The organism is Ruegeria profundi (assembly GCF_049800715.1).
In the GTDB taxonomy this organism is placed as follows: domain Bacteria; phylum Pseudomonadota; class Alphaproteobacteria; order Rhodobacterales; family Rhodobacteraceae; genus Ruegeria; species Ruegeria profundi_A.
Genome location: NZ_JBNAFO010000004.1, coordinates 117,038 through 138,769 on the forward strand (window position 1 = coordinate 117,038; position 21,732 = coordinate 138,769).

26 protein-coding genes are annotated in these 21,732 nt (G+C 58.8%); 6 read left to right on the plus strand and 20 right to left on the minus strand.

The window, feature by feature from the left end; all coding sequences use genetic code 11:
• Positions 1-38 precede the first annotated feature (38 nt).
• Positions 39-1,277, minus strand: a complete 1,239-nt coding sequence (locus tag ACP15L_RS08500; RefSeq protein WP_170377908.1) for an aspartate kinase — start codon at positions 1,275-1,277, stop codon at positions 39-41.
• 165 nt (positions 1,278-1,442) lie between these two features.
• On the opposite strand from ACP15L_RS08500, the gene ACP15L_RS08505 reads away from it, so the two are divergent.
• Entirely contained in the window at positions 1,443-1,799 is a 357-nt protein-coding gene (locus ACP15L_RS08505; RefSeq protein WP_170377907.1) for a hypothetical protein, read from the plus strand.
• Here ACP15L_RS08505 and ACP15L_RS08510 read toward each other — a convergent pair.
• The 5 genes from ACP15L_RS08510 to ACP15L_RS08530 form a co-directional block, all read right to left on the minus strand.
• Positions 1,793-2,431 carry an SDR family oxidoreductase gene (locus tag ACP15L_RS08510; protein ID WP_170691171.1) on the minus strand — a complete coding sequence of 213 codons (639 nt, stop codon included), beginning with the start codon at positions 2,429-2,431 and terminating at the stop codon, positions 1,793-1,795. The two genes, ACP15L_RS08505 and ACP15L_RS08510, sit on opposite strands and share 7 nt — an antisense overlap.
• A gap of 3 nt (positions 2,432-2,434) precedes the next feature.
• The gene (locus ACP15L_RS08515) at positions 2,435-2,890 is read right to left on the minus strand and encodes a DUF1178 family protein (RefSeq protein ID WP_170377905.1); all 456 of its coding nucleotides are present in this window, start codon (positions 2,888-2,890) and stop codon (positions 2,435-2,437) included.
• A gap of 72 nt (positions 2,891-2,962) precedes the next feature.
• Positions 2,963-3,424 carry an NUDIX hydrolase gene (locus ACP15L_RS08520; protein WP_170377904.1) on the minus strand — a complete coding sequence of 154 codons (462 nt, stop codon included), beginning with the start codon at positions 3,422-3,424 and terminating at the stop codon, positions 2,963-2,965.
• 121 nt (positions 3,425-3,545) lie between these two features.
• Positions 3,546-4,289, minus strand: coding sequence for an EcsC family protein (locus ACP15L_RS08525; protein WP_425083848.1), 744 nt, complete (start codon positions 4,287-4,289; stop codon positions 3,546-3,548).
• 53 nt (positions 4,290-4,342) lie between these two features.
• Positions 4,343-4,837 (minus strand): GNAT family N-acetyltransferase, encoded by a 495-nt coding sequence (locus ACP15L_RS08530; protein WP_425083849.1) that lies wholly within the window; start codon positions 4,835-4,837, stop codon positions 4,343-4,345.
• Positions 4,838-4,909: 72 nt separating this feature from the next.
• Between ACP15L_RS08530 and ACP15L_RS08535 the strand changes: the two genes are divergently transcribed.
• On the plus strand, positions 4,910-5,515 hold the full coding sequence (locus ACP15L_RS08535) for a flavin reductase family protein (protein ID WP_170377900.1): 606 nt from the start codon (positions 4,910-4,912) through the stop codon (positions 5,513-5,515).
• Between the two features lie 140 nt (positions 5,516-5,655).
• Here the strand turns inward: ACP15L_RS08535 and ACP15L_RS08540 are convergent, their stop codons facing one another.
• On the minus strand, positions 5,656-7,290 hold the full coding sequence (locus tag ACP15L_RS08540; RefSeq protein ID WP_170377898.1) for a SulP family inorganic anion transporter: 1,635 nt from the start codon (positions 7,288-7,290) through the stop codon (positions 5,656-5,658).
• Between the two features lie 218 nt (positions 7,291-7,508).
• Here ACP15L_RS08540 and ACP15L_RS08545 point away from each other — a divergent pair, with 218 nt between their 5' ends.
• Positions 7,509-8,381, plus strand: a complete 873-nt coding sequence (locus ACP15L_RS08545; protein ID WP_425083850.1) for an S-methyl-5'-thioadenosine phosphorylase — start codon at positions 7,509-7,511, stop codon at positions 8,379-8,381.
• 2 nt (positions 8,382-8,383) lie between these two features.
• On the opposite strand, the gene ACP15L_RS08550 is transcribed toward ACP15L_RS08545, so the two are convergent.
• The gene (locus ACP15L_RS08550) at positions 8,384-9,220 is read right to left on the minus strand and encodes an alpha/beta hydrolase (protein WP_425083851.1); all 837 of its coding nucleotides are present in this window, start codon (positions 9,218-9,220) and stop codon (positions 8,384-8,386) included.
• A gap of 167 nt (positions 9,221-9,387) precedes the next feature.
• Here ACP15L_RS08550 and ACP15L_RS08555 point away from each other — a divergent pair, with 167 nt between their 5' ends.
• Entirely contained in the window at positions 9,388-10,017 is a 630-nt protein-coding gene (locus tag ACP15L_RS08555; RefSeq protein WP_170377892.1) for a LysE family translocator, read from the plus strand.
• Here the strand turns inward: ACP15L_RS08555 and ACP15L_RS08560 are convergent.
• Positions 10,014-10,187 carry a hypothetical protein gene (locus ACP15L_RS08560; RefSeq protein ID WP_170659968.1) on the minus strand — a complete coding sequence of 58 codons (174 nt, stop codon included), beginning with the start codon at positions 10,185-10,187 and terminating at the stop codon, positions 10,014-10,016. The two genes, ACP15L_RS08555 and ACP15L_RS08560, sit on opposite strands and share 4 nt — an antisense overlap.
• A 324-nt stretch (positions 10,188-10,511) precedes the next feature.
• Between ACP15L_RS08560 and ACP15L_RS08565 the strand changes: the two genes are divergently transcribed.
• Positions 10,512-11,051, plus strand: a complete 540-nt coding sequence (locus ACP15L_RS08565) for an adenine phosphoribosyltransferase (protein ID WP_170477435.1) — start codon at positions 10,512-10,514, stop codon at positions 11,049-11,051.
• A 170-nt stretch (positions 11,052-11,221) separates the two neighbouring features.
• Positions 11,222-11,704, plus strand: coding sequence for a fasciclin domain-containing protein (locus ACP15L_RS08570; RefSeq protein WP_170377886.1), 483 nt, complete (start codon positions 11,222-11,224; stop codon positions 11,702-11,704).
• Positions 11,705-11,740: 36 nt separating this feature from the next.
• Here ACP15L_RS08570 and ACP15L_RS08575 read toward each other — a convergent pair whose 3' ends face one another.
• The 11 genes from ACP15L_RS08575 to coxB form a co-directional block, all read right to left on the minus strand.
• The gene (locus tag ACP15L_RS08575; protein WP_425083852.1) at positions 11,741-13,156 is read right to left on the minus strand and encodes an FAD-binding oxidoreductase; all 1,416 of its coding nucleotides are present in this window, start codon (positions 13,154-13,156) and stop codon (positions 11,741-11,743) included.
• 38 nt (positions 13,157-13,194) lie between these two features.
• Positions 13,195-14,031 (minus strand): MBL fold metallo-hydrolase, encoded by an 837-nt coding sequence (locus ACP15L_RS08580; protein WP_425083853.1) that lies wholly within the window; start codon positions 14,029-14,031, stop codon positions 13,195-13,197.
• 83 nt (positions 14,032-14,114) lie between these two features.
• Positions 14,115-14,699, minus strand: a complete 585-nt coding sequence (locus tag ACP15L_RS08585; protein WP_170378135.1) for a GNAT family N-acetyltransferase — start codon at positions 14,697-14,699, stop codon at positions 14,115-14,117.
• On the minus strand, positions 14,699-15,961 hold the full coding sequence (locus ACP15L_RS08590) for a M16 family metallopeptidase (protein WP_425083854.1): 1,263 nt from the start codon (positions 15,959-15,961) through the stop codon (positions 14,699-14,701). The genes ACP15L_RS08585 and ACP15L_RS08590 overlap by 1 nt, the downstream gene beginning before the upstream one ends.
• A complete protein-coding gene (gene thrC, locus ACP15L_RS08595) occupies positions 15,958-17,346 on the minus strand; it encodes a threonine synthase (protein WP_425083855.1) in 1,389 nt (462 codons plus the stop codon). Before thrC ends, ACP15L_RS08590 begins: the two co-directional genes overlap by 4 nt.
• On the minus strand, positions 17,343-18,020 hold the full coding sequence (locus ACP15L_RS08600; RefSeq protein WP_425083856.1) for an SURF1 family protein: 678 nt from the start codon (positions 18,018-18,020) through the stop codon (positions 17,343-17,345). Before ACP15L_RS08600 ends, thrC begins: the two co-directional genes overlap by 4 nt.
• A 154-nt stretch (positions 18,021-18,174) precedes the next feature.
• Entirely contained in the window at positions 18,175-18,990 is an 816-nt protein-coding gene (locus tag ACP15L_RS08605) for a cytochrome c oxidase subunit 3 (protein ID WP_170377876.1), read from the minus strand.
• A 22-nt stretch (positions 18,991-19,012) separates the two neighbouring features.
• Positions 19,013-19,588: a cytochrome c oxidase assembly protein gene (locus ACP15L_RS08610; protein ID WP_425083857.1), complete on the minus strand. Its 576-nt coding sequence runs from the start codon at positions 19,586-19,588 to the stop codon at positions 19,013-19,015.
• Entirely contained in the window at positions 19,588-19,749 is a 162-nt protein-coding gene (locus ACP15L_RS08615; RefSeq protein WP_425083858.1) for a hypothetical protein, read from the minus strand. Before ACP15L_RS08615 ends, ACP15L_RS08610 begins: the two co-directional genes overlap by 1 nt.
• The gene (cyoE, locus tag ACP15L_RS08620) at positions 19,749-20,702 is read right to left on the minus strand and encodes a heme o synthase (protein ID WP_425083859.1); all 954 of its coding nucleotides are present in this window, start codon (positions 20,700-20,702) and stop codon (positions 19,749-19,751) included. Before cyoE ends, ACP15L_RS08615 begins: the two co-directional genes overlap by 1 nt.
• Before the next feature lie 81 nt (positions 20,703-20,783).
• The gene (gene coxB, locus ACP15L_RS08625; RefSeq protein ID WP_170471948.1) at positions 20,784-21,695 is read right to left on the minus strand and encodes a cytochrome c oxidase subunit II; all 912 of its coding nucleotides are present in this window, start codon (positions 21,693-21,695) and stop codon (positions 20,784-20,786) included.
• Positions 21,696-21,732: the final 37 nt, after the last annotated feature.

Sequence of the window (21,732 nt, forward strand, 5' to 3'; positions counted from 1 at the left end):
CCAATTAGTGCGTCAGGCGAAACCTTTGGCCGATGAGCTTAGGCCGCCTTGTCCAGTTCAAAGGCATCATGCAGTGCCTGAACAGCAAGTTCCATGTATTTCCTGTCGACAAGGACGGAAATTTTGATCTCGGAGGTTGTAATGACCTTGATGTTGATCCCCTCATCCGAGAGAACCTTGAACATCTTGGCCGCAACACCCGATTGCGAGCGCATGCCGATGCCCACAACCGAAACCTTGCAGACGTCTTCGTCGGCCACCAGCTCGGCATAGTTCAGCTCACCCGCATCCTTGATCGCCAGCAGCGCTTTTTCGGCGCGCGCAACCTGATCGGTTGGGCACGAGAAGGTCATATCCGTGCGCCCCTCATCCGAGATGTTCTGGACGATCATATCCACATTCACGCCCTCATCGCTGAGCGCGGTGAAGATGATCGAGGCGATGCCGGGGCGGTCGGCCACGGAAACGACGGTCATCTTGGCTTCGTCACGGGAATAGGCCACACCGGCCACAACATTGGATTCCATGATATCCTCCTCGTCGCAGACCAGCGTACCGGCCTCGTCGGATTGTTCTTCGAAACTTGAAAGAACGCGCAGTTTCACCTTATAGCGCATCGCTAGCTCAACCGAGCGGGTTTGCAGCACTTTCGCGCCCAGTGACGCCAGTTCGAGCATTTCCTCGAACGAAATCCGGTCCAGCTTGCGCGCCTTTTCGCAGATACGCGGGTCGGTCGTGTAGACGCCATCGACATCCGTGTAGATGTCGCAGCGCTCAGCCTCGAACGCGGCAGCAAAGGCCACAGCGGTCGTGTCCGAGCCACCACGGCCCAGAGTCGTGATCCGGCCTTCGGGGCTGATGCCCTGGAAACCGGCAACCACGGCCACTCTCATGCCTTCGCCGAACTTTTGGTTCAGGTTGTCCGTCGGAATTTCCTCGATCCGGGCCGAGGAATGTGCACCATTGGTCAGTAGAGGCACTTGCCAGCCCTGCCAGCTGCGCGCCGGAATTTCCATCTCCTGCAACGTCAGCGCCATCAGACCTGCGGTGACGTTTTCGCCCGATGACACCACAGCATCGTATTCGCGGGCGTCGAACAGTGGCGAGGTCTCGTTCACCCACCCCACCAATTCGTTGGTTTTGCCGGACATGGCCGAAACGATGACGATGACGTCATAGCCCTTTGCCACCTCAACGCCGATGCGCTTTGCCGCGCGGCGGATGCGGTCAAGATTGGCAACCGATGTGCCACCGAATTTCATCACGAGTACGGGCATGGGGGCAAGTGTCTCCGCGCCTTGGATTTAAAGTCCCGAGCCTCATATGCGAGGGGGACACCAAGAGCAAGGGGCGCTGCATAACAGATATTGCGTCAAGGGGCCGCTTTACTTTCCGAAAACGCAATGTCAGCCTAGCGCCAAAGCAATTCCAAGAGGTTATTCATGCTTCGTTTCGCAACCGTCCTTGCCGTGATCGCATCCCCAGCCCTGTCCCAGCAGGCCAGCGTGGCTGGCACCGATGGACAGAACGCGCTGGGTACGGTTCCCTGCGCCGGCAGAGCCGGTGATCCGCTGCAAAGCTGCAACGCCGAGCTGCGCCGCCGTGATGATGGCACCGCAACATTGGCCGTGATGTTGCCCGGTGGTGATGTTCGCAGAATTTACTTCACCGATGGCATTCCGGATTCCAGCAGCTCGCCCTCACCGATCAACCATGAAGTTCGGGGCGACATCATGGTGATTTTCATCGAACCCGGCGAAGTATATGAACTGCCCAAGGCCGCGCTGAACACTCAGTAGGCGTGAGGCTTCCCGTCGTAGGTTTCGAAACAACCTGTGTTGTCCAGCGACAGCGCATCGAAACGCTCCATCAGGCCAGCGACGGCCTGATCCACATGGATGTCCGCCGCTGAGCCACCCATGTCGGTCTTCACCCAACCGGGGTGATAAATGCCCACTGCAATCCCATCCGCCTTTAAGTCGGCCGCCAGATTACGCCCCAAATTCAACGCCGCCGCCTTGGAGGCGCGGTAGATATAGCTGCCGCCCGGCGCGCGGGTGTGCGAGGCCATCTGAGACGACATGATCGCAATCCGTCCGCCAGCCGCGCGCAGATTGGGCAGCAATGACTGCACAGTCAGGAAAACGCCAGTGACATTGGCCGCAAAACTCTGCGCCCACATCTCGGCGGGGTAGTCATCAATGCTGTGACCTTTGTCCAAATAAACGCCCGCATTGCAAATCAACAGGTCGACCGGCTGCCCTTTAAGCTGGTCTGCCATCGCCGCCTGCTGCGCCGGATCGGCTACGTCCAACTGAACCTCGGCGCTGCCATCACGCGCAGTTCCCATGACGCCATGACCCTGCGCGCGATACCGCTCTGCCAGAGCCCATCCAATTCCCCGATTGGCTCCGGTAATCACGACATGCATGGGTCAGTTTGTCTTTCTGCTGGGAATAAAGGGAAGTGGCGCAACCGGTACCCCGTCTTCGATCAGGGATTTCGCCTCATCCGGTTTCACTTCGCCATAGATCGAGCGCTCGGGTGCTTCGCCCAGATGCATCTTGCGCGCCTCCGAGGCGAAGTCATGGCCCACATAGTCCGAGTTTTCTTCGACCTTGCGGCGTAGTTCGGCCAAGACACGTTCAACTTCAGTAGGGGTGCTGGTCACGTTGATATCATCCGATGACGGTTTTGGCATTTGCGCCGTCTTCTTGGCATCCCGCGCAGGCCGGACACGCGGAGTCATGATCGCCTTTTCAACATGCGCACATCCACATACCGCGCATGTCACCATGCCCGAGGCTGCCAGCTTGTCGTATGCTTCGGCAGATTGGAACCAGCTGTCGAAACTATGGCCCTTGCTGCACTTCAACGCGTATTGAATCATGGTCCGTCCAAAATGTCGGTTGGCGAATAGATACCGACCGAAACTCCAATATCAAGTCTCTCAATATTAAGTTTAGTGTATTCGGGGCGCAAATTTGCGCAAAATATCGGCAAGATCGGGCGAGTTGACTTTCGATGCGGCCTTTTGAAGCGTACACCATTTGCGTTTCCGTTGCCCTGTCTCAGGAAAACGACTCTGAACCTGATCCACATGCAGCGGGTAGACATCCACCGCGCAAAGAACCGGTCCACGCTTGGCACAGGTTTTGGCCATCGAGAACTGGCCAAGCTTGACCGGCACACATGTGCCAATCACGCCCGCCTCTTCCCACGCCTCCTGAGCCGCGGTTTCCGAGGCACTTAACCCATCAATCAACCAACCCTTCGGGATGATCCAGCGCTGCGCTTTGCGGGAGGTTATCAACAGAACCTCAGGACGACCCCGCAACAGCCGATAGCACAACGCGGCTGCCTGAGGCAGGACCGGAACCTGCCCCACATTGAGGTCTAGACTGGACGCCCGAGAAACTTTCATCGCGCCACACTCACTTTCGCATCAGATCAGTGCCCGTATACCGCGTTTTCTATTAAGCTTTTGTATCGCGGCTTGTTAAACTTAGTATACCACATGATGCGGCAGCGACCAAATTTAACCGCTACATACGCGCACTGAGCCTGCGAACCAGAACATCGTGCGAGATATCCGCGTCCATCGCCAACCGGCGCAAACCAAAGTGAACATGCGCGATCTGCTGGTAATACCGGGTGTAGATGTAGTTCGTCCCACCCCCCGCAAGCGCTCCCAGAACCGGTACGGATTGCGCCGCCAGTTTCTGCCCCAACACAACCGAGAGCTTTGGCGCCACAGCCGCAATCAGTTTGTGCATCGCAGGGCCTGTCAGCGTCAGTCGCACGGAAAAGAACCCCAAGTCCGCTCCGTCATCGTGTGACAAGGGACCCGCAGCAGCCAACACCCGAACACAGTCGAATTTCACGTTTTCTTCAGCCGGATCAAAGCCTTCGCGTGCTGCCGCGCCCTGGATTGAGCGCAACAGCATGGCCGTGGTCGCCGGCAACTCGACCAAGGCGGTAGACAGGCCACCCAATCCGCCCGCAGCGCCCATCGCCGTTGTCACGGCAGTGTTCACCCAAGGAGCCTGGTCCGGCATGACCTGCCGTGATCCTTGTGCTGCCTGCATCGCCATCCAAAGGGCTTTTTCGGTTGCTCCGGTCAAGCCGTCGCGCAGGGGTTCGGGCAGTTGGTCCAGCACGGATTCCGCCGACCCGCCCAAAGCGTTGAGCAGTTTGACACCCGCCCCACCGGCCGAGCGGTAGTGTTTCGCCAAGCGATCCAATTCCGCGTCCGCGTCGACACTGTCGATCAGTATAACATCCTGCATCCGAACCCTCCGTTCCTCAAAAGATCGGTATTTCAGCGCGGTGTTTCAATAGCTCAGCGCGTCCAGCGGGTTACGGCTCCGGTGATATTGTCCCACTTTCCGGGGCTCAGAGCCATTCCCAAAACACGCTCGGGGTTGGTTGGCGGAGGCATCTCAACCCCCGTCAACGGCGTGAACCCAAAACGGGCGTAATACGGCGCGTCGCCGACCAGCATGACCCGGTCCCAACCCTTTTCCCGCCCCGTTTCGACGCCGGAATGGATGAGGTAGCCGCCAAGTCCCTCGCCCTGATGCGTTGGATGAACCGCGACAGGTCCCAACAGCAAGGCGTCGTGATCACCGACATGAACAGGCCAGAACCGGATCGCTCCGGCCAGAATTCCCTGCCCATCGCGCGCAACCAATGACAAACCGGCCACCGGCGCTACATTATCGCGCAAACGATAAGAGGAAAGCGCCTCACGCCCCGGCGCAAAGCACAGATCATAGAGGGCCTCGACCTCCCACCAATCCTGCGGCTCTTCCGGCCTGATCGCGAAGTGCTGCACGCCTGCCCTCTTTTCCTAGCTGGCAATCGCCCTAGCACTTCGTTACGCCTTGGGCAAACGCTTGGAGACCATATGTTCTATCGCCCCGAAGACGGCCACGGCCTGCCGCACAACCCGTTCAACGCCATCATCACCCCGCGCCCCATCGGATGGATTTCGTCGCGCGACGCAAATGGGATCAACAACCTGGCCCCCTACTCATTCTTCAACGGGGTTGCCTACACCCCGCCACAGGTGATGTTTGCCACAACCGGAACCAAGCACGACCAGGACGGCGGCAAGGACAGCATCGCCAATATTGAGGCAACGGGCGTATTCTGCGTGAACATCGTAGCCTTTGCCCACCGGGATGCGATGAACGCCAGTTCAGCCGGACTGCCAAAGGAAACCGACGAATTTGCCCATGCCGGCCTGACGGCGGTCGAGTGCGAAACCATCGCTTGCTCACGCGTTGCAGATGCGCCTGCTGCGCTGGAGTGCAAGCTGACCGAGATCACGACCCTACCCGGTGAGGCAAACCGCGTTGTCTTTGGCGAAGTGACCGGGGTCCATCTGCGTGACGATTGCCTGAAGGATGGCAAATTCGACGTGACAACCTTCCAGCCTTTGGCGCGGCTTGGCTACCGAGACTATGCAGTTGTCACCGAGTTGTTCTCATTGAATAGGCCTGATGATTGAGGCCTGTCCTTAGGGGGCGCTGCCCCCACCGCCCTGCGGGCGACTCCCCCGAGATATTTCTAGCCAGATGAAGCAGAGGGATCCTTCATTCATCTGGCCAAAGAATACCTCGGAGCGCGAGGCAGAGCCTCGCAAATGATTCAGTGGCCGCCCAGGATGCCGGTACGGACCGAGTAGTCCACAGCCAAGCCGTAATCCGGGTCATCGTCGCTATCGACCATCAAGTGGCCCGCTTTGTTCAGCAGCTTGTGGCAGTCGTGGCTAAGATGGCGCAGCATCACACGTTTGCCCGCAGCCTCGTATTTTGCAGCGACGTTTTCGATGGCCTGCAGGGCGGATTGATCGACCACGCGGCTTTCGGCGAAATCCACAATGACCACGTCGGGATCGTTCGGAACGTCGAACAGTTCGACAAATCCGTCTGACGAGCCAAAGAACAACGGCCCCTGAATTTCATAGACTTTCGCGCCCTTTTCCGTCTCAGAGTCGCGGGTGACAGCATGGATACGTTTGGCGTTGTTCCAGGCGTAGGCCAGGGCCGAAACGATCACGCCGACGACAACCGCAACCGCAAGGTCTTCCATCACAGTAACGACAGTCACCAGAACAATCACGAAGGCGTCCATCAAAGGCACCTTGCGCATGATCTTGAATGAGTTCCAGGCGAAGGTCCCAATCACCACCATGAACATCACGCCAACCAGCGCAGCCAGCGGGATTTGCTCGATCAGCGGCGAGGCGAACAGGATGAAGATCAGCAGGAACAGGGCAGCCGCGATACCCGCGATCCGGGTACGACCGCCAGATTTCACGTTGATCATCGACTGGCCGATCATGGCGCAGCCACCCATGCCTCCGAAGAAGCCGGTGGCGACGTTCGCGACACCCTGCGCGATGCATTCCTGCGAGGCTCCGCCGCGTTTGTTGGTGATCTCACCCACGAGGTTCAGAGTCAGCAGGGACTCAATCAGGCCAATGGCGGCCAGAATGACCGCGTAGGGCAAGATGATCTCAAGCGTTTCGAAGTTCAGCGGCACCATCGGGATGTGGAACGCAGGCAAGCCGCCCTCGATCGAGGCCAGATCACCGACACGCGGCACATCCAGACCAAAGCCGATCACCAGCGCTGCAACGACCAGAATACCCGCCAGAGGGGCCGGAATGATACGCGTGATCCGCGGCATGACCCAAATAACCGCCATGGTCAGCGCGACGAGGCCCAACATGGTATAGAGCTGTACGCCCGAGAGCCACTCGCCTCCGCTCATCCCGTGGCCGGTGTTTTCCATGGTTCCGGGGACTTTGAACTGGCCCATCTGCGCCAGGAAGATAACAATCGCCAGTCCGTTCACAAACCCCAGCATCACCGGATGCGGCACAAGGCGAATGAAACGCCCCCAATGCATCGCACCGGCAATCACCTGCAAAATTCCCATCAAAACCACGGTTGCGAACAAGTACTCGACCCCGTGCTGCGCGACCAGCGCCACCATCACGACCGCCAACGCGCCCGTTGCGCCCGAAATCATGCCGGGGCGACCTCCGATCAGCGCAGTGATCAGGCCGACCATGAAGGCCGCGTAGAGACCGACCAGAGGATGTACGCCCGCGACAAAGGCAAAGGCCACGGCCTCGGGCACCAGAGCCAGAGCGACGGTCAGACCTGACAGCAGCTCAATCCGCAGGCGCGACACGGTCAGGCCCTCATCGGGCACCCAACGGAGATCGGGCTTGGCAATACGGTTGGCAAAGCTTGCCAGCATGGCTCGGGGCATGGGACGGTCCTGTGGGTCTTTATGTTCGCGCGAAAGAGGGCCTTTTACCTGTCAAAGCACCCAAGAGATACCGCGACCAGCGGGACCCTGATATGCGTCAACCGCATAGCTTGACAACACAACTCGCTACGAAATGGTGCAAATGGCTGAGACCACTTGCCAATTTCGCCTGCGACCCGCAGAGTTTTCCCGCATGGATTGAGCAGTGGAGACCTAATGTGACCCAAACAAAAATCGCCGTCATCGGCGGATCAGGCATTTACGACATCGACGGGCTGGAAAATGCGGAGTGGGTCCGGGTCGATACGCCATGGGGGGCGCCCTCCGATGAGGTGCTGACCGGCTCATTGGACGGGGTCGACATGGTGTTCCTGCCGCGCCATGGGCGTGGACACATCCATTCACCAACCGAAGTGCCTTATCGCGCCAATATCGACGCGTTAAAGCGGCTGGGTGTGACGGATGTGATCTCGGTCTCTGCCTGCGGATCTTTCCGAGAGCATATGGCGCCAGGTGATTTCGTAATCGTAGATCAGTTCATCGACCGGACATTTGCACGCGAGAAAAGTTTTTTTGGAACCGGCTGCGTCGCCCATGTCAGTGTTGCCCATCCGACCTGCCCACGCCTGTCGAATGCCTGTGAAGAAGCAGGAATAGCCGCTGGCATCACCGTGCATCACGGCGGCACCTATCTGGCGATGGAGGGGCCGCAGTTTTCGACCCTGGCTGAGTCCAAGATGTACCGCGAACAGTGGGGCTGCGATGTGATCGGCATGACCAATATGCCCGAGGCGAAACTCGCCCGCGAGGCCGAGCTTTGCTATGCCTCGGTCGCGATGGTCACCGACTATGACAGCTGGCACCCTGATCATGGCGAGGTCGACGTAACCTCGATCATCGCAACACTCACCGGGAACGCAGAAAAGGGTCGGGCATTGGTCAAAGGGCTGCCAGCCTTGCTGGGCCCGATCCGCACGCCCTGCCCGCATGGGTGCGACCGGGCCCTGGACCACGCAATCCTGACGGCTCCGGAAGACCGCGACCTGACCGTGCTGGCAAAGCTGGACGCGGTGGCGAGCCGGGTTCTGTAGCCCTACTGCGGTGGCAGATTGTCCTTCACGGTCTGCCACAAACCATGCGACCAGAGATCATTGTGGGTGCCGCCCTCGATCATAAACAATTGCGCTTCGCCCCCTTCGGCAAGCGCTGTTCCGTGATGCGGCGGGACCACGATATCCTCGGTGCCGTGGAAGATCAGCGTCGGCGCCTCAATCTGGCCGATGATGTCACGGGTGGCGAACTTGTCGTGCATGAGCAGTGAGACAGGCAGCCAAGGGTAGCGCTCGGCCGCGACGTCGACGGTTGCGGTAAAGGGTGCTTCCAAGACCAGCAGTTCCGCGTCAGGGCGCTGTGCGGCAACAGCAGCCGCGACGCCAGTTCCGAGGCTCTGACCATGGAGCACAACCGATTGGCCCTGTGCGCTTAACTGGTCATAAAGGGCCAGACCGTCAGCGACGAAAGCGGCCTCGGACGGTGTGCCATCGCTGCCGGGGAACCCTCGATAACTTGGCGCAAGCAGACCGAAGCCACTGTTCAGGATTTCGCGCAGCCGGTCGGCGCGGTCCCCAAGATTGCCGCTTTGCCCATGGAAAAACAGAACGGTCGGCGCACCCTCAGCCACTGCAGGCGCGGACCAGACCGCCAGGTCGGTGCCATCCGGCATGGGCAGCGACAGGCCCTCGACATCCGCCAAACCGACCGCGCTGGGTTCAGGCAACACGCCGGATGGTTTGAACAGCAGATCGCGCTGATTCACATACATATAAACCACGGCCAACACATAGAGCGCCGCGATCACCGCAATCAGGACAAACGCGCCTTTTCTCAGCCGCGCTGTGTGGTCATGCGTCAGGTTTTGAGTCTGCTCCATCGGGGCCTCCATTCATCCGTCTTATCAGACTGGGCATCGATGCGCGGGATTCAAGAGAGATGTATCAGGCTTAATCCAGCCTTTAGAATTACTGGGCGAGGCTGAAACCGCTTGACGACTGCCCCGTGTGAGGGCTTGCTGCGAGGCGAACAGGAACAGGATGACCCATGTCTTTAGAACTCTGGCTGGCTTTCGTGGCCGCATCGACCGCGTTGCTGCTGATCCCCGGACCGACCGTGCTGCTGGTTCTCAGCTATGCGCTATCAAAAGGGCGCAGCGTGGCGGTTGCCTCGGCCACCGGGGTTGCCGTTGGTGATCTTGTCGCGATGACAGCGTCTCTGCTGGGTTTGGGCGCTTTAGTTCTGGCCTCTGCCACGTTGTTTTCTGTGTTGAAGTGGATCGGGGCCGCCTATCTGGTCTGGTTGGGCATCAAACTGTTGCGCAGCGCGCCATCGGGTGGGTTGAACCCGGTTGAAACAGGGCGTGATGTTACCGCGCGCGGGGTTTTCGGACATGCGGCAGCAGTTACCGCCCTAAACCCAAAATCAATCGCATTTTTCATCGCCTTCGTCCCGCAGTTCCTGCGCCCAGCCGAACCCCTGGGCCCTCAATTCGCGATCCTGATTGCGACCTTCGTGGGCCTCGCCTGGCTGAACGCGCTGGCTTACGCGCTTCTGGCCGATCGACTGCGACTCATGATCGGGCGCGCTGGCGTGATCAACGCGATGACACGGTTCGGAGGTCTGGCTCTGATCGGAATGGGCGTTGCGACGGCTGTTCTGCGGCGGCCCGCCTAGTCGTCTGCGTTTTCTTTCATGAACCCGCGGATAAAGCGGCGGATTTCGCGTGCAGCTGACGTGTCCAGCTCTTTGCACAATTCGACAAAGGCATCACGTTCGTCCTTGTCCAGACGCAACACCAACTGACTGTTTTTCTTGGTAGAACCCTTACCGTCTTTCTTCGCCACGCGCCTTAATCCCGCAAACTACTTGATTCTCTCCGCGATGCAATGTATATACATAGCATATAGTATGTAGATATCGGGCACCTAACAACAAAAAAAGGATTTTGGCAATGAACCTTCATGCGGCTCAGGCATTTCTTTTGAGAGACCAGCGCAATTGGCGCAAACCTCACCTGTCGTGGCTGCCCGCCACGCTGTACCGGTATTACGGGCTATCAAAGGCCGTCCCGAACCGGCGCAGATAGGCGCAGATGCCATTCTATCCTTGCAAGGTTGACCCCAATGGGCCAAACACCCCCGCGTGTTCTGATGCCAAAGGGGTGCCTCATGTCCAGAAACAACTCGGTCAAGGATTACATCCGAACCATCGTCGATTTCCCTCATGAAGGGATCATGTTTCGGGACGTCACCACCCTGTTTGCCGATCCGCGTGGGTTTCGCATGGCCATCGACCAGATGCTGCACCCCTATGCGGGCGAGCGGATCGACAAAGTCGTCGGGCTTGAGGCGCGCGGCTTCATTCTGGGTGGCGCTATTGCGCATCAATTGAGCGTCGGTTTCGTTCCCATCCGCAAAAAGGGTAAGCTGCCCGGCACCACGATCAGCCAGGACTACAAGTTGGAATATGGCGAGGCGATCGTCGAAATCCACGATGACGCCATCCAAGCAGGCGAAAAGGTTCTGGTCGTCGATGATCTGCTGGCCACCGGCGGCACCGCGGGCGCTGGCATCAAACTGATTGAGCGGCTGGGGGGTGAGATCATCTCTTGCGCGTTTATTGTGGATCTGCCTGAGCTGGGCGGGCGCAAAGTGCTAGAGGATATGGGCATGGATGTTCATGTCCTATGTGAATTCGAAGGTCTGTGAGCCGAAAAAAACTCACATATTAGTGTATTGAAATTTGAAACAGCGTTGGCTTAGCGCTGTTTAGCAACTGTTCAAGCCAATTCTTTGCGCTTAAGACGTGATCCTAACGAGTTGAGCGCCGTACCCCGATTGATGCTGCTTGAAGCATTTCTAATTTGGGAGACCTCAAAATGTTCCGCAAACTCGCAGTCGCCAGCGTCGCAACGATCCTGTTGGGCACATCCGCAATGGCAGACGGTCATGGCAAAGACATCGTCGATACCGCTGTCTCAGCCGGTAGCTTCGAAACCCTCGTCGCCGCCGTTCAGGCCGCCGAACTGGTAGACACGCTGAAAGGCGAAGGTCCGTTCACCGTGTTCGCCCCGACGGATGAAGCCTTCGCAGCCCTGCCCGAAGGGACAGTGGCCGACCTGCTGAAGCCCGAAAACAAAGACCAGTTGGTTGCCGTGCTGACCTATCATGTAGTTCCGGGCAAAGTGATGTCGGGCGATCTGTCCGATGACATGACCGCGGCCACGGTGCAGGGCGGCGATATCACGATTGATCTGGATTCGGGCGTGATGGTCAATGATGCCAACGTCGTTCAGGCCGATATCGAGACATCGAACGGCGTGATCCACGTGATCGACAAGGTCATTCTGCCCGCGTCGTAAAGCAATCAGACACGGTCCGGATCGTCCGGGCCGTTTCTACGCCGTCAAGATGACTCCGGGGTTCATGATCCCTTTCGGGTCCAACGCAGCTTTGATCCCTCGCATAGCCTGTAATTTGACCGGATCGCCATAGCGCTCCAGGTCCTCAACCTTCAACCTCCCTACCCCGTGTTCCGCGCTGACTGAGCCGTCAAACGCATGAACGAGATCGTGAACCGCGCTCTTCACCGCTTTTCGGTGGCCATCAAAGGCATCGCGGTTCTGACCCTTGGGCGGGAAGACGTTGTAGTGCAGGTTGCCATCGCCCAAATGCCCGAAACAGTTGATACGGAACGGACTTAACGCGCCGATCACCTCGGCACCTTGCCGAATGAATTCGGGGATGGTCGAGATCGGGACAGATATATCATGGCTCGAAACGGACCCGATCAGGCGGTTGGCCTCAGGGATACGCTCACGAACAGCCCACAGCGCGCGGCGCTGCGCCTCGCTCTGGGCAATCACGCCATCTTTGACAAGGCCCCGAGGCTCCGCAGCGGCGAATATTGCCTCCAAACGCTCAGACGCGGTCTGCCCGGCTGCCAATCCAAGTTCGATCAGTACGCTCCAATCGGGTGGAGTATCGAATGGCTGGCGCACATCGGGCAACACCTCGGTCAGGAAATCCAACCCCTGCCGGTGGATCAGTTCAAACGAACTGACCGTCTCGCCCACCAAATCGCGCGTAAGGGCCAGCAGGTCGATCGCGGCCTCGGGCGAGGTCACCTGAAACATCGCCGTTCCAACCTCAGCCGGACGTGGAAACAGCTTCAGCGAAGCTGCGGTGATAATCCCAAGGGTCCCCTCGGACCCGATCAACAGATTGCGCAGATCATAGCCCGTGTTGTCTTTTCTCAACCGGCTCAGGCCATGCCAAATTTCACCGCTGGGCAACACCGCCTCAAGCCCAAGGCACAGATCACGCGCATTGCCATATCGCAGCACATTGACGCCCCCGGCATTGGTCGCCAGATTGCCACCGATCCGACACGATCCCTGCGCGGCCAGAGACAGGGGAAACAGCCTGTCCGCCGCCTCTGCTGCGGCATGCACGTCCTCAAGAACGGCCCCGGCCTCGGCAATCAACACGTTTTCAGTTGGATAAACCGCGCGAATGGCGGTCATACGCTCCAGCGAGATCAACAAAGGTGCCGGACCAGAGGTCATGACCTGACCGCCGACCAAGCCCGTGCCGCCGCCATAGGGCACAACCGGCACGCGCACATCCGAGGCAAGCCGTACTAGCGCCGCCACGTCCTGCGCGTTACGCGGCAGGGCTAACAGCCCAATTTCGCCCGCAAATCGGTTGCGCGGCTCTTCCAGGTAACGTTCAGAAACCGGACGCAACACATCATCGCCCAATTCAGCGCGAATGGCGTCAGCAAGCTTGGCATCTGCGGGGTTCAAATCCATACGCCTTCCTTGCCCAACATGCGCGCGACCGGCAAGCCTTATTCTAGATCGATCAGATATTGCGGCTCTAGCACGACAACTGTGGGCCGATCCGGCAAACTGCGCAGCGAGATGGTCAGCTCTGACACACCTTCGCGTACAACCGGGAAGTCATTGCGAATATCGACGAGAAAGCGATCCAGCGAGAAACCGGAGAACCAATGCATGGGAATAATCACCGAGCTTTTAAGTCGCTTGAGGACTGAGATCATCTCGGGCAGAGGCATGGTTGTCCCACCATCGACCGCCGCCATCACAACATCCAGACGCCCCAGTGCGGCAAACTGTTCGTCCGAGGGCACGTGATGCAAATGTCCCAAATGACCGATGCACAGCCCTTCGACCTCGAACACGAAAATCGAGTTCCCCTTCTCCTCAACCCCACCATAAGACGACCGGATATCGGTCGAGACATTGCGCACCAGCATCTCGCCCAGATCCAGATGATGGTCGATCCCCTGCCCGAACTCACCCCAACCCGGCAGCACATGCGGAATGGCCGGGTCCGGATGCGCCGTCCAATGGGTGCTGTGTGCATGGTTCATCGTCACGACATCGGGGATCAGATCAGCGCTGCCGATGAACCCGGTGAAATCCGTGACCGCGTTCAGCCCACCCGCAGTCTGGATCAGAAAGGAGGCATGCGCGACATAGCTGATCCGCACCGAAAACTCCGGTACCGGGTCCTGCCACGCGGCTTTGTGCAGATATTCAATCCCTGGTGCTGCCTCGGCGATGGCAATGCAATGGCTCGGCCGCCGCTCCTGCGCCGCAGCCGCACCCGAGAGAAATATCAATACAGCCACAATCCAGCGCATAGGATGAGTGTAGCGCATCCCTCCGCCAAGTCATGCCCCTTGTTCATCTGGCCAAAAATATCCCGGGGGAGGCGCGGCTTGCCGCGACGGGGGCAGAGCCCCTACCCTGCGTCCGTCCTGCCCCGCCGGTCCGAACGCAAGCTGGCGTAAAGAACATGCGTCCGCCACCGCCCGTTGATCTGCAGATAGGACTGAGCCACACCCTCGTATTTGAAACCCGAGCTTTCCAGCAGCCCGCGAGAGGGCTTATTTTCGGGCAAACAGGCCGCCTCAATCCGGCTCAGGTCCAGACGGGTGAAGGCGTGATGAACGACCGCTCCGATGGCCTCGCGCATATAGCCGTTGCGCGCAAAGCTCTGCCCGGTCCAATAGCCCAGGGTTCCAGCCTGCGCAGGACCGCGGCGGATGTTGTCCAGTGTGATCGCCCCCACCAGCACATCATCTGAACGGCGGAACAGAAACAACGGTATTGCGGTTCCGCTAGCGACTGAGCGCTGCGCCCAGTAGACCCGGTTGGTGAAAGACTTGCGGCTTAAATGATCCTGCGCCCAGATCGGCTCCCAAGGGGTAAGGTACTCCTCTGAGGCGCGGCGCAGAGCGGCCCATTCGTTGAAGTCGGAATGCACAGGCGGGCGCAGCCTCAGCCGCGCGGTTTCAAGTTTCAGCTTGCGCCTGCCTAACAGCATCACGCCGCACGCCTCTCCTGCAGTTCTACCAAGGATGGCGCGCCCGAGACCGGACCGTATAGTGCCAAGGCGGCCGGGGCCTGAACGGCCATGCGTTCGGCGAAGGCCCGGACATCCTCGGTACTGACCGCATCAATTTTGGCGACGGTATCCTCAAGTGAAGGTACCCGTCCCCAGATCTGCACCAGACGCGCCAAACGCTCAGCCCGGTTTGAGGGGCTTTCCAGCCCCATCAGCATCCCGGCTTTCATCTGCGCACGGGCACGAGCGACCTCTTCTTCGCTCATGTCTTCGGCAGCGCGCTTCATCTCGTCTATCGTGATGGTTGCCAGCTCTGCGACCTGATCGGCAGACGTCCCCGCGTAGATCGTGGTCGTGCCGGTATCCGCGTAGGCCCCGGTCTGCGCAAAGATCGTGTAGCAGAGCCCGCGCGACTCACGCACTTCCTGGAACAGGCGCGAAGACATGCCACCGCCCAATGCCGTCGAATAGATCTGCGCGGTATAGATCCCGTCATCGCGATAGCCGGGGCTTTCCAGCGCCAGAGCAAAATGCGCCTGCTCCAGATCCTTTTCTTGCCGCGCCTCCCCGCCGGTAAAGCGGGCAGCTTCGGGGACCAGACCTTTGCGCGGCTGCAGATGGCCGAACATCTCTTCGGCCATTTTCATCAGGGCTTCGTGATCGACAGCGCCCGCTGCCGACAGGATCATTTGTTCGGGACCATAATGTTCGGCCACGAATCCTGAAAGATCCTCTCGCGAGAAAGAGCTGACCCGCTCGGTCGGCCCAAGAATGGTGCGACCCAGCGGCTGGTCGTGATAGCTTTGTTCCTGCAGCCAGTCGAAAATCACGTCGTCCGGCGTGTCATAGGCCTGACCTATTTCCTGGAGGATCACGCCACGTTCAACTTCGATCTCACGCGGATCGAAAACCGGGTTCAGAACGATGTCGCCGATCACATCCATCGCCAGCGCCACGTCGTCTTTCAGGACGCGCGCGTAATAGGCCGTCACTTCGCGCGAGGTATAGGCGTTGATATAGCCACCTACATCCTCAATCGCCTCTGCGATTTGCAGCGAAGAACGCCGCTCGGTTCCCTTGAACGCCATATGTTCAAGGAAATGCGCGATCCCGTTCTGTTCGATCCGCTCATGCCGCCCGCCGGCGGTCACCCAGATGCCGATGGCTGCCGATTGCAGCCCCGGCATATGTTCACTGACGATACGAAAGCCGTTCTTCAGCTGGTCTTGTCTGACTGTCACTCAGCGATATGCCTTCTGATATGATCCTCGAGGGCACCCAGATCATTGGCAATCCGCGTCACCCGTTCCGGACGTTCATACAGATCAGACATGCGGGATGGAAGAGGCGGATGTTCCCCGCTCGCCTTCTCGACCGCAGCCGGGAATTTCGCCGGGTGCGCGGTGGCCAGAGTGATCATCGGCACATCTGCTGCGCGGTGGTCCTCAGCCACTTTGATGCCGATGGCCGAATGCGGGCAGACCAGCTCGGCACTATGGGCCAGAGTATGTTTGATCGTCTCAAGCGTTTCATCTTCGGACACGCGGCCCGAATCAAAGCTCTCGCGCAAGGCCTCCATCGCGCCTTGGCTGACGTTGAAACCACCAGATTTCAGCTCATCCATCAACTGAGCGACCGCGCTGCCATCCTCGCCATAGGCATAGTAAAGGGCGCGTTCGAAGTTTGAGCTGACCTGAATGTCCATCGACGGGCTGATCGAGGGGATGGTCTCACCCTTGAAATAGCCCTCGCCCGACAGGCAGCGGTGCAGGATGTCGTTCTGATTGGTCGCCACGACCAGCCGGTCGATGGGCAGACCCATGCGTTTGGCCAGATTGCCTGCGAAGATGTCGCCGAAATTGCCGGTCGGTACGGTGAAGCTTACCTTGCGATGCGGCGCGCCAAGGCTGACAGCGGCCGAGAAGTAGTAGACGATCTGCGCAAGAACGCGGGCAAAGTTGATCGAGTTCACGCCGGCCAGTTTGACCTCATCCCGGAAATCGAAATCGTTGAACATATCCTTCAGTGCAGCCTGGCAATCGTCAAAATCACCATCCACGGCGAGCGCATGAACGTTGCTATCCGCTGGCGTCGTCATCTGGCGGCGCTGCACCTCGGACACCCGTCCATGCGGATAGAGGATGAAAACATCCACCGCATCCAGCCCCCGGAATGCCTCAATCGCGGCCGAGCCGGTATCGCCACTGGTCGCGCCAACGATGGTCACACGGTCGTTGCGGCGTTTCAGGGCCACCTGGAACAGCTGACCAATCAGCTGCATGGCAAAATCCTTGAAGGCCAGAGTGGGCCCGTGGAACAGCTCCAAAAGGAAGTGGTTTTCGTTCAGTTGCTTTAGCGGCGCTCGGGCGTCGTGACCGAAGCCTTCATAGGCGCGGGCGATGATCTGTTTGAACTCATCCTCTGCGAAGGAACCGCTGACATAGGGCCACATCACGCGAAACGCGATCTCCTCGTAAGACTGACCAGCCATGGCGGCGATCTCGTCATGGCTGAGCGTAGGGATTTCGGCCGGCAGGTACAGGCCACCGTCACGGGCCAGCCCGGTCAGCATCGCCTCTTCAAAGCTCAGTTCAGGCGCTTGGCCACGGGTCGAGATGTATTTCATTGCGGGTCACTCTCAGAAGGGGCGCGATTGCGCCACAGGAAGTATCCGGTCATCGCGGCCCAGACGAGGGCCAGTCCAAACCATGTGATTGCATATTGCAGGTGATCATTGGGAATCCCAGCCGTGTCGACCGGCAGCGGGGTCACGCCCGGATCGGTCTGAGACCGGGCGATCAGCAAGATCGGCTCGGTCCCCAGCGCGGCGGCCAGATTGGGCACGTCGCGGGCGAACCAGATGTTGCTGTCGATATCGGCCTCAGGCGTATAGCTGTCGATCTCATCTGGCCAATGCAGATTGCCTGTCACCTCCATCGGGCCGGTCAAACGGTCAGTCTGCTTGGCCGTGGTTGGCACAAAACCCCGGTCCACCAAAATGGTGCGATCCTCGGTGCTGAACGACTGGATGATGCGATACCCGGCCCCGACTTGCTTGACCGAGACCAGAACGTGGATCTCGCCCGGCTCCATATCACCCGTGACCGTCACAGGCAGATATTTGTCTTCATCCTCTGACACCTGTTGCGGCAGCGGAACTGGTTCTGCGGCGATGCGGCTGTCAATCTCGGAAAGGATCTCTTGCTTCCACGCCAGACGCTGGACCTGCCACGTACCAAGCCACAGCAATACGCCCAAACCGGCGAGACTGAAGATCAGCAGAAACAGAGTGCGGCGCATGGAAGGACTATCGCTCGTTGCAGGAACCGGCGTCTTGTTAAGGGGGGCAGGCACGAGAATGCAACCACGCAATTGTATGGGGCGCAATCTTGCCCTCGAAAATGCGAAAAAGCCGCCCCGAAGAGCGGCTTTTGCAGTTCAATACCAAAGCCGCTTAGAACAGCGGCGCCTGTCCCCAGATGTAGACTGCGAAGAACAGAAACAGCCAGACCACGTCAACGAAGTGCCAGTACCAGGCTGCGGCCTCGAAACCGACGTGTTTCTCGGGGGTGAAGTCCCCTTTCAGCGCGCGGATCAGACAGACTGTCAGGAAAATCGTACCGATCACTACGTGAAAGCCGTGGAAGCCGGTTGCCATGAAGAAGTTCGAGTAGAACTGGTCACCGCCAAACTGCCAATCCTCATGGGCCAGCAATTCATAGTATTCAAACGCCTGAAGCGCCGTGAACAGGATACCCAGCACGATTCCGATGGCCAGACCGTTGATCAGCGCCTTGCGATCGTTGTCGTGAACCAGAGCGTGGTGCGCCCAGGTGATCGCACAGCCCGACAGCAGCAGGACCAGAGTGTTGATCAGCGGCAGGTGGAACGGATCAACCGCGTGGATATCCGGCTGGATGTATTCGGTGCCCGCATAGTCGTACATCGGGTACATGCGATGTTTGAAGAACGACCAGAACCAGGCGAAGAAGAACATCACCTCGGACATCACGAACAGGATGAAGCCATAGCGCAGACCGATGCGCACAACCGGCGTGTGGTCGCCCTGACGGCTTTCCACAACGACTTCGGACCACCACGCGAACATGGTGTACAGCACGGCAACGAGACCGGCCCAGAACAGCCACGGGGTCACACCGTGCATCCAAAGGACGGCTCCGAACAACATCACAAAGCCACCGACAGCGCCGATCAGCGGCCAGATCGACGGGGCCAGAATGTGATAATCATGGTTTTTTGCGTGTGCCATCAGCGTCCCTCACCTAAAGGCGTTAGTTCGTGTTTGTGTCTTCCTGCGTTTCAAGGGCGGCATAGCCCTCGGGCAGGTCAATTTCGTAGAATGTATACGACAGAGTAATCGTATGCACATATTTCGCTTCAAGGTCTTCGACCATTTCCGGATCAACAAAGAAGCTGACCGGCATCTCTACCCGCTCACCGGGTTGCAAAACCTGCTCTTCAAAGCAGAAACAGGCGATCTTCTGGAAATACCCACCTGCCGAATACGGCGCGACGTTGTAGGACGCCTGTCCGGCAATCGGGCGATCAGTCGGGTTGTAGGCCTCATAGAAGGCCAGCCCGGTTTCACCGATGCGCACCTCCATCTCACGCTCGACGGGCTTGAACTCCCACGCCATGTCCTTGGCTTTTGATGCGTCGAAACGGACCGTCACTTTGCGGTCGAGGATATCATCAGGCGCGGCTTCGGCGACGCCGGTGGTGCCTCCGAATCCGGTAACACGGCAGAACCAGTCGTAAAAAGGCACAGCCACCCAGGCGAGGCTGCCCATCAGGACAACCACACCCACGGTTTGCACAACAGTTTTCTGAGGACCGGACAGAGCCATCAGTTTTGCAACTCCTGCACGGGTTGACCCAGGCTGGTGCCCGAGACCTTGACGATTGTGAGGCCGAAGATGATCACGATGAAGGCCGCAAGTGTCAGGCCAACACCCAGGTTTCGGCTGAAACGACGTTGGTGAATTTCATGGCTTTTGCGCAGGCTCATCACCACCCTCCCAAGCCGTAGGGTTTCAGCAGCGCCTCAACCAGAATCGCGCCAAAATGCAGGAACAGGTACAGCAGAGACAGCTTGAAGAAACTCCGCTCGACCTTGAAATTGTCCGCTTCCGCGTCGTCTTCGGTACGGCGCGAGATCTGCCATGCGCCGCGCAGGAACAGGGCGTTCAGCACCAGGGCAACTGCCAGATAAATAGGCCCACCGATGTCTGAAAAAGCGGTGCCAACGGCAAGAACAGCCAGAAGGCCGGTGTAAACGAGAATATGCTTACGGGTCGCGCGACGACCATGGGTCACGGTCAACATGGGCACGCCCGCATCGTCATAGTCCGAGCGCATGAACAGCGCCAATGCCCAAAAATGCGGAGGCGTCCACATGAAGGTCAAGGCAAACATCAGCCACGGCTCAAGCGTCATTGACCCGGTTGCGGCAACCCAACCGATCACCGGAGGGAACGCCCCTGCCGCGCCGCCAATCACGATGTTCTGCGGCGTCGAGCGCTTCAGCCATATCGTGTAGACCACAACGTAGAAGAAAATGGTGAAACCCAGAAACGCGCCGGCGAACCAGTTGGCCGCAAGGCCCAGCATGATCACCGACAGGCCGGACAGCGCCAAACCCAGCGACAGCGCCTCGCCTTCCTGTACTTTACCGGCGGGAATCGGACGGCCTTTGGTCCGCTTCATCACCCGGTCGATATCCGCATCCCACCACATGTTCAGTGCACCAGACGCGCCGCCACCGATGGCGATAAACAGGATGGCGCAGAAACCTACGAAAGGATGCACCGACGCCGGAGCCGCCAGCAAGCCAACCAGAGCCGTAAACACGACCAGAGACATCACACGCGGCTTCAGCAGGGCGAAATAATCGCCAAAGCTGGCCTCATCCGCGTATGCCTTGGCGGTCGATGTGCTGGCATTGATGCTTGCGTCGGTCATCTCGGGTCCTTTTGGGGCGAAAGCTGCGCGGTTTAACGCGCAGCCAACGAGTATTCTAAGGCGCGAACGCCCAGTCTACGCTCAGTTCGAGGCCACCTGAAAGTTTTGCGGCGTGCCCGCATATTCTTCGATCGCGCCGTTCAGCCACTGTTCGTAGGCCTCTTCGCTGACCACTTTGACGGTGATCGGCATGTAAGCGTGGTCCTTGCCGCAAAGCTCGGAACACTGGCCGAAATAGACGCCCTCTTTGTCAGCTTCGAACCACAGTTCGGCCAGACGACCGGGAACGCCGTCCTGCTTCACGCCGAAGGAAGGGATCGTCCAAGAGTGGATCACATCAGATGCGGTAACCTGCATTACGATGACTTTGCCAACTGGAACCACAACAGCGGTATCAGTGGCCAGCAGCCATTCATCGTCGCTGTAGCCCGCATCAGCCAGTTTGGCGCGCATAGCGTCATCCAGAACGAAGGGGGTCACATCCGCATCTGCAGGGCGCGCACCCTCATCAAGCGTGGCGGGGTGGCCAAGCAGGTAGCTGTCGAACGCGAAATCATGATCGACATACTCGTAGGTCCAATACCACTGGTTGCCGACCACTTTGATAACCACGTCACCTTCGGGGATTTCCTGCTGCTTGAACAGAACCGGAAGAGAGAAGGCGCCGATGAACACCAGAATCAGGATCGGACCCAAAGTCCAGGCGATCTCAACCGGGGTATAGTGCGAGAACCGCGCCGGTGTCGGGTTTGCGCGCTGATTGTAGCGCACGATGCAGTAAACCAGCAGCGCAGCAACAAACAGGCAGATCACGGTGATAATCACCAGAATCATCGCGTCCAGCCTGTGAATCCCGTCTGCAAGGCTGGTCGCTGCGGGTTGAAAGCCCATTCCACCGTCAACCGGCTTGCCAATTATCTCAAGCTCCTGAGCCATGGCGGGAAGGCTGGAGAGGGCCGTAGCAAGCCCGGAAAGCATCAAAGCATTCTTCATGTCTTGTCCTGATCGTTTGATCTTTGCGTCTCTGGCG

Excerpts from the sequence above, each read along its gene's own strand:
- ACP15L_RS08500 (WP_170377908.1), bottom strand. The coding sequence starts at position 1,277 with ATGCCCGTACTCGTGATGAAATTCGGTGGCACATCGGTTGCCAATCTT.
- ACP15L_RS08505 (WP_170377907.1), top strand. The coding sequence starts at position 1,443 with ATGCTTCGTTTCGCAACCGTCCTTGCCGTGATCGCATCCCCAGCCCTG.
- ACP15L_RS08510 (WP_170691171.1), bottom strand. The coding sequence starts at position 2,431 with ATGCATGTCGTGATTACCGGAGCCAATCGGGGAATTGGATGGGCTCTG.
- ACP15L_RS08515 (WP_170377905.1), bottom strand. The coding sequence starts at position 2,890 with ATGATTCAATACGCGTTGAAGTGCAGCAAGGGCCATAGTTTCGACAGC.
- ACP15L_RS08520 (WP_170377904.1), bottom strand. The coding sequence starts at position 3,424 with ATGAAAGTTTCTCGGGCGTCCAGTCTAGACCTCAATGTGGGGCAGGTT.
- ACP15L_RS08525 (WP_425083848.1), bottom strand. The coding sequence starts at position 4,289 with ATGCAGGATGTTATACTGATCGACAGTGTCGACGCGGACGCGGAATTG.
- ACP15L_RS08535 (WP_170377900.1), top strand. The coding sequence starts at position 4,910 with ATGTTCTATCGCCCCGAAGACGGCCACGGCCTGCCGCACAACCCGTTC.
- ACP15L_RS08540 (WP_170377898.1), bottom strand. The coding sequence starts at position 7,290 with ATGCCCCGAGCCATGCTGGCAAGCTTTGCCAACCGTATTGCCAAGCCC.
- ACP15L_RS08550 (WP_425083851.1), bottom strand. The coding sequence starts at position 9,220 with ATGGAGCAGACTCAAAACCTGACGCATGACCACACAGCGCGGCTGAGA.
- ACP15L_RS08555 (WP_170377892.1), top strand. The coding sequence starts at position 9,388 with ATGTCTTTAGAACTCTGGCTGGCTTTCGTGGCCGCATCGACCGCGTTG.
- ACP15L_RS08565 (WP_170477435.1), top strand. The coding sequence starts at position 10,512 with ATGTCCAGAAACAACTCGGTCAAGGATTACATCCGAACCATCGTCGAT.
- ACP15L_RS08570 (WP_170377886.1), top strand. The coding sequence starts at position 11,222 with ATGTTCCGCAAACTCGCAGTCGCCAGCGTCGCAACGATCCTGTTGGGC.
- ACP15L_RS08575 (WP_425083852.1), bottom strand. The coding sequence starts at position 13,156 with ATGGATTTGAACCCCGCAGATGCCAAGCTTGCTGACGCCATTCGCGCT.
- ACP15L_RS08580 (WP_425083853.1), bottom strand. The coding sequence starts at position 14,031 with ATGCGCTACACTCATCCTATGCGCTGGATTGTGGCTGTATTGATATTT.
- ACP15L_RS08585 (WP_170378135.1), bottom strand. The coding sequence starts at position 14,699 with ATGCTGTTAGGCAGGCGCAAGCTGAAACTTGAAACCGCGCGGCTGAGG.
- thrC (WP_425083855.1), bottom strand. The coding sequence starts at position 17,346 with ATGAAATACATCTCGACCCGTGGCCAAGCGCCTGAACTGAGCTTTGAA.
- ACP15L_RS08600 (WP_425083856.1), bottom strand. The coding sequence starts at position 18,020 with ATGCGCCGCACTCTGTTTCTGCTGATCTTCAGTCTCGCCGGTTTGGGC.
- ACP15L_RS08605 (WP_170377876.1), bottom strand. The coding sequence starts at position 18,990 with ATGGCACACGCAAAAAACCATGATTATCACATTCTGGCCCCGTCGATC.
- ACP15L_RS08610 (WP_425083857.1), bottom strand. The coding sequence starts at position 19,588 with ATGGCTCTGTCCGGTCCTCAGAAAACTGTTGTGCAAACCGTGGGTGTG.
- ACP15L_RS08615 (WP_425083858.1), bottom strand. The coding sequence starts at position 19,749 with ATGAGCCTGCGCAAAAGCCATGAAATTCACCAACGTCGTTTCAGCCGA.
- cyoE (WP_425083859.1), bottom strand. The coding sequence starts at position 20,702 with ATGACCGACGCAAGCATCAATGCCAGCACATCGACCGCCAAGGCATAC.
- coxB (WP_170471948.1), bottom strand. The coding sequence starts at position 21,695 with ATGAAGAATGCTTTGATGCTTTCCGGGCTTGCTACGGCCCTCTCCAGC.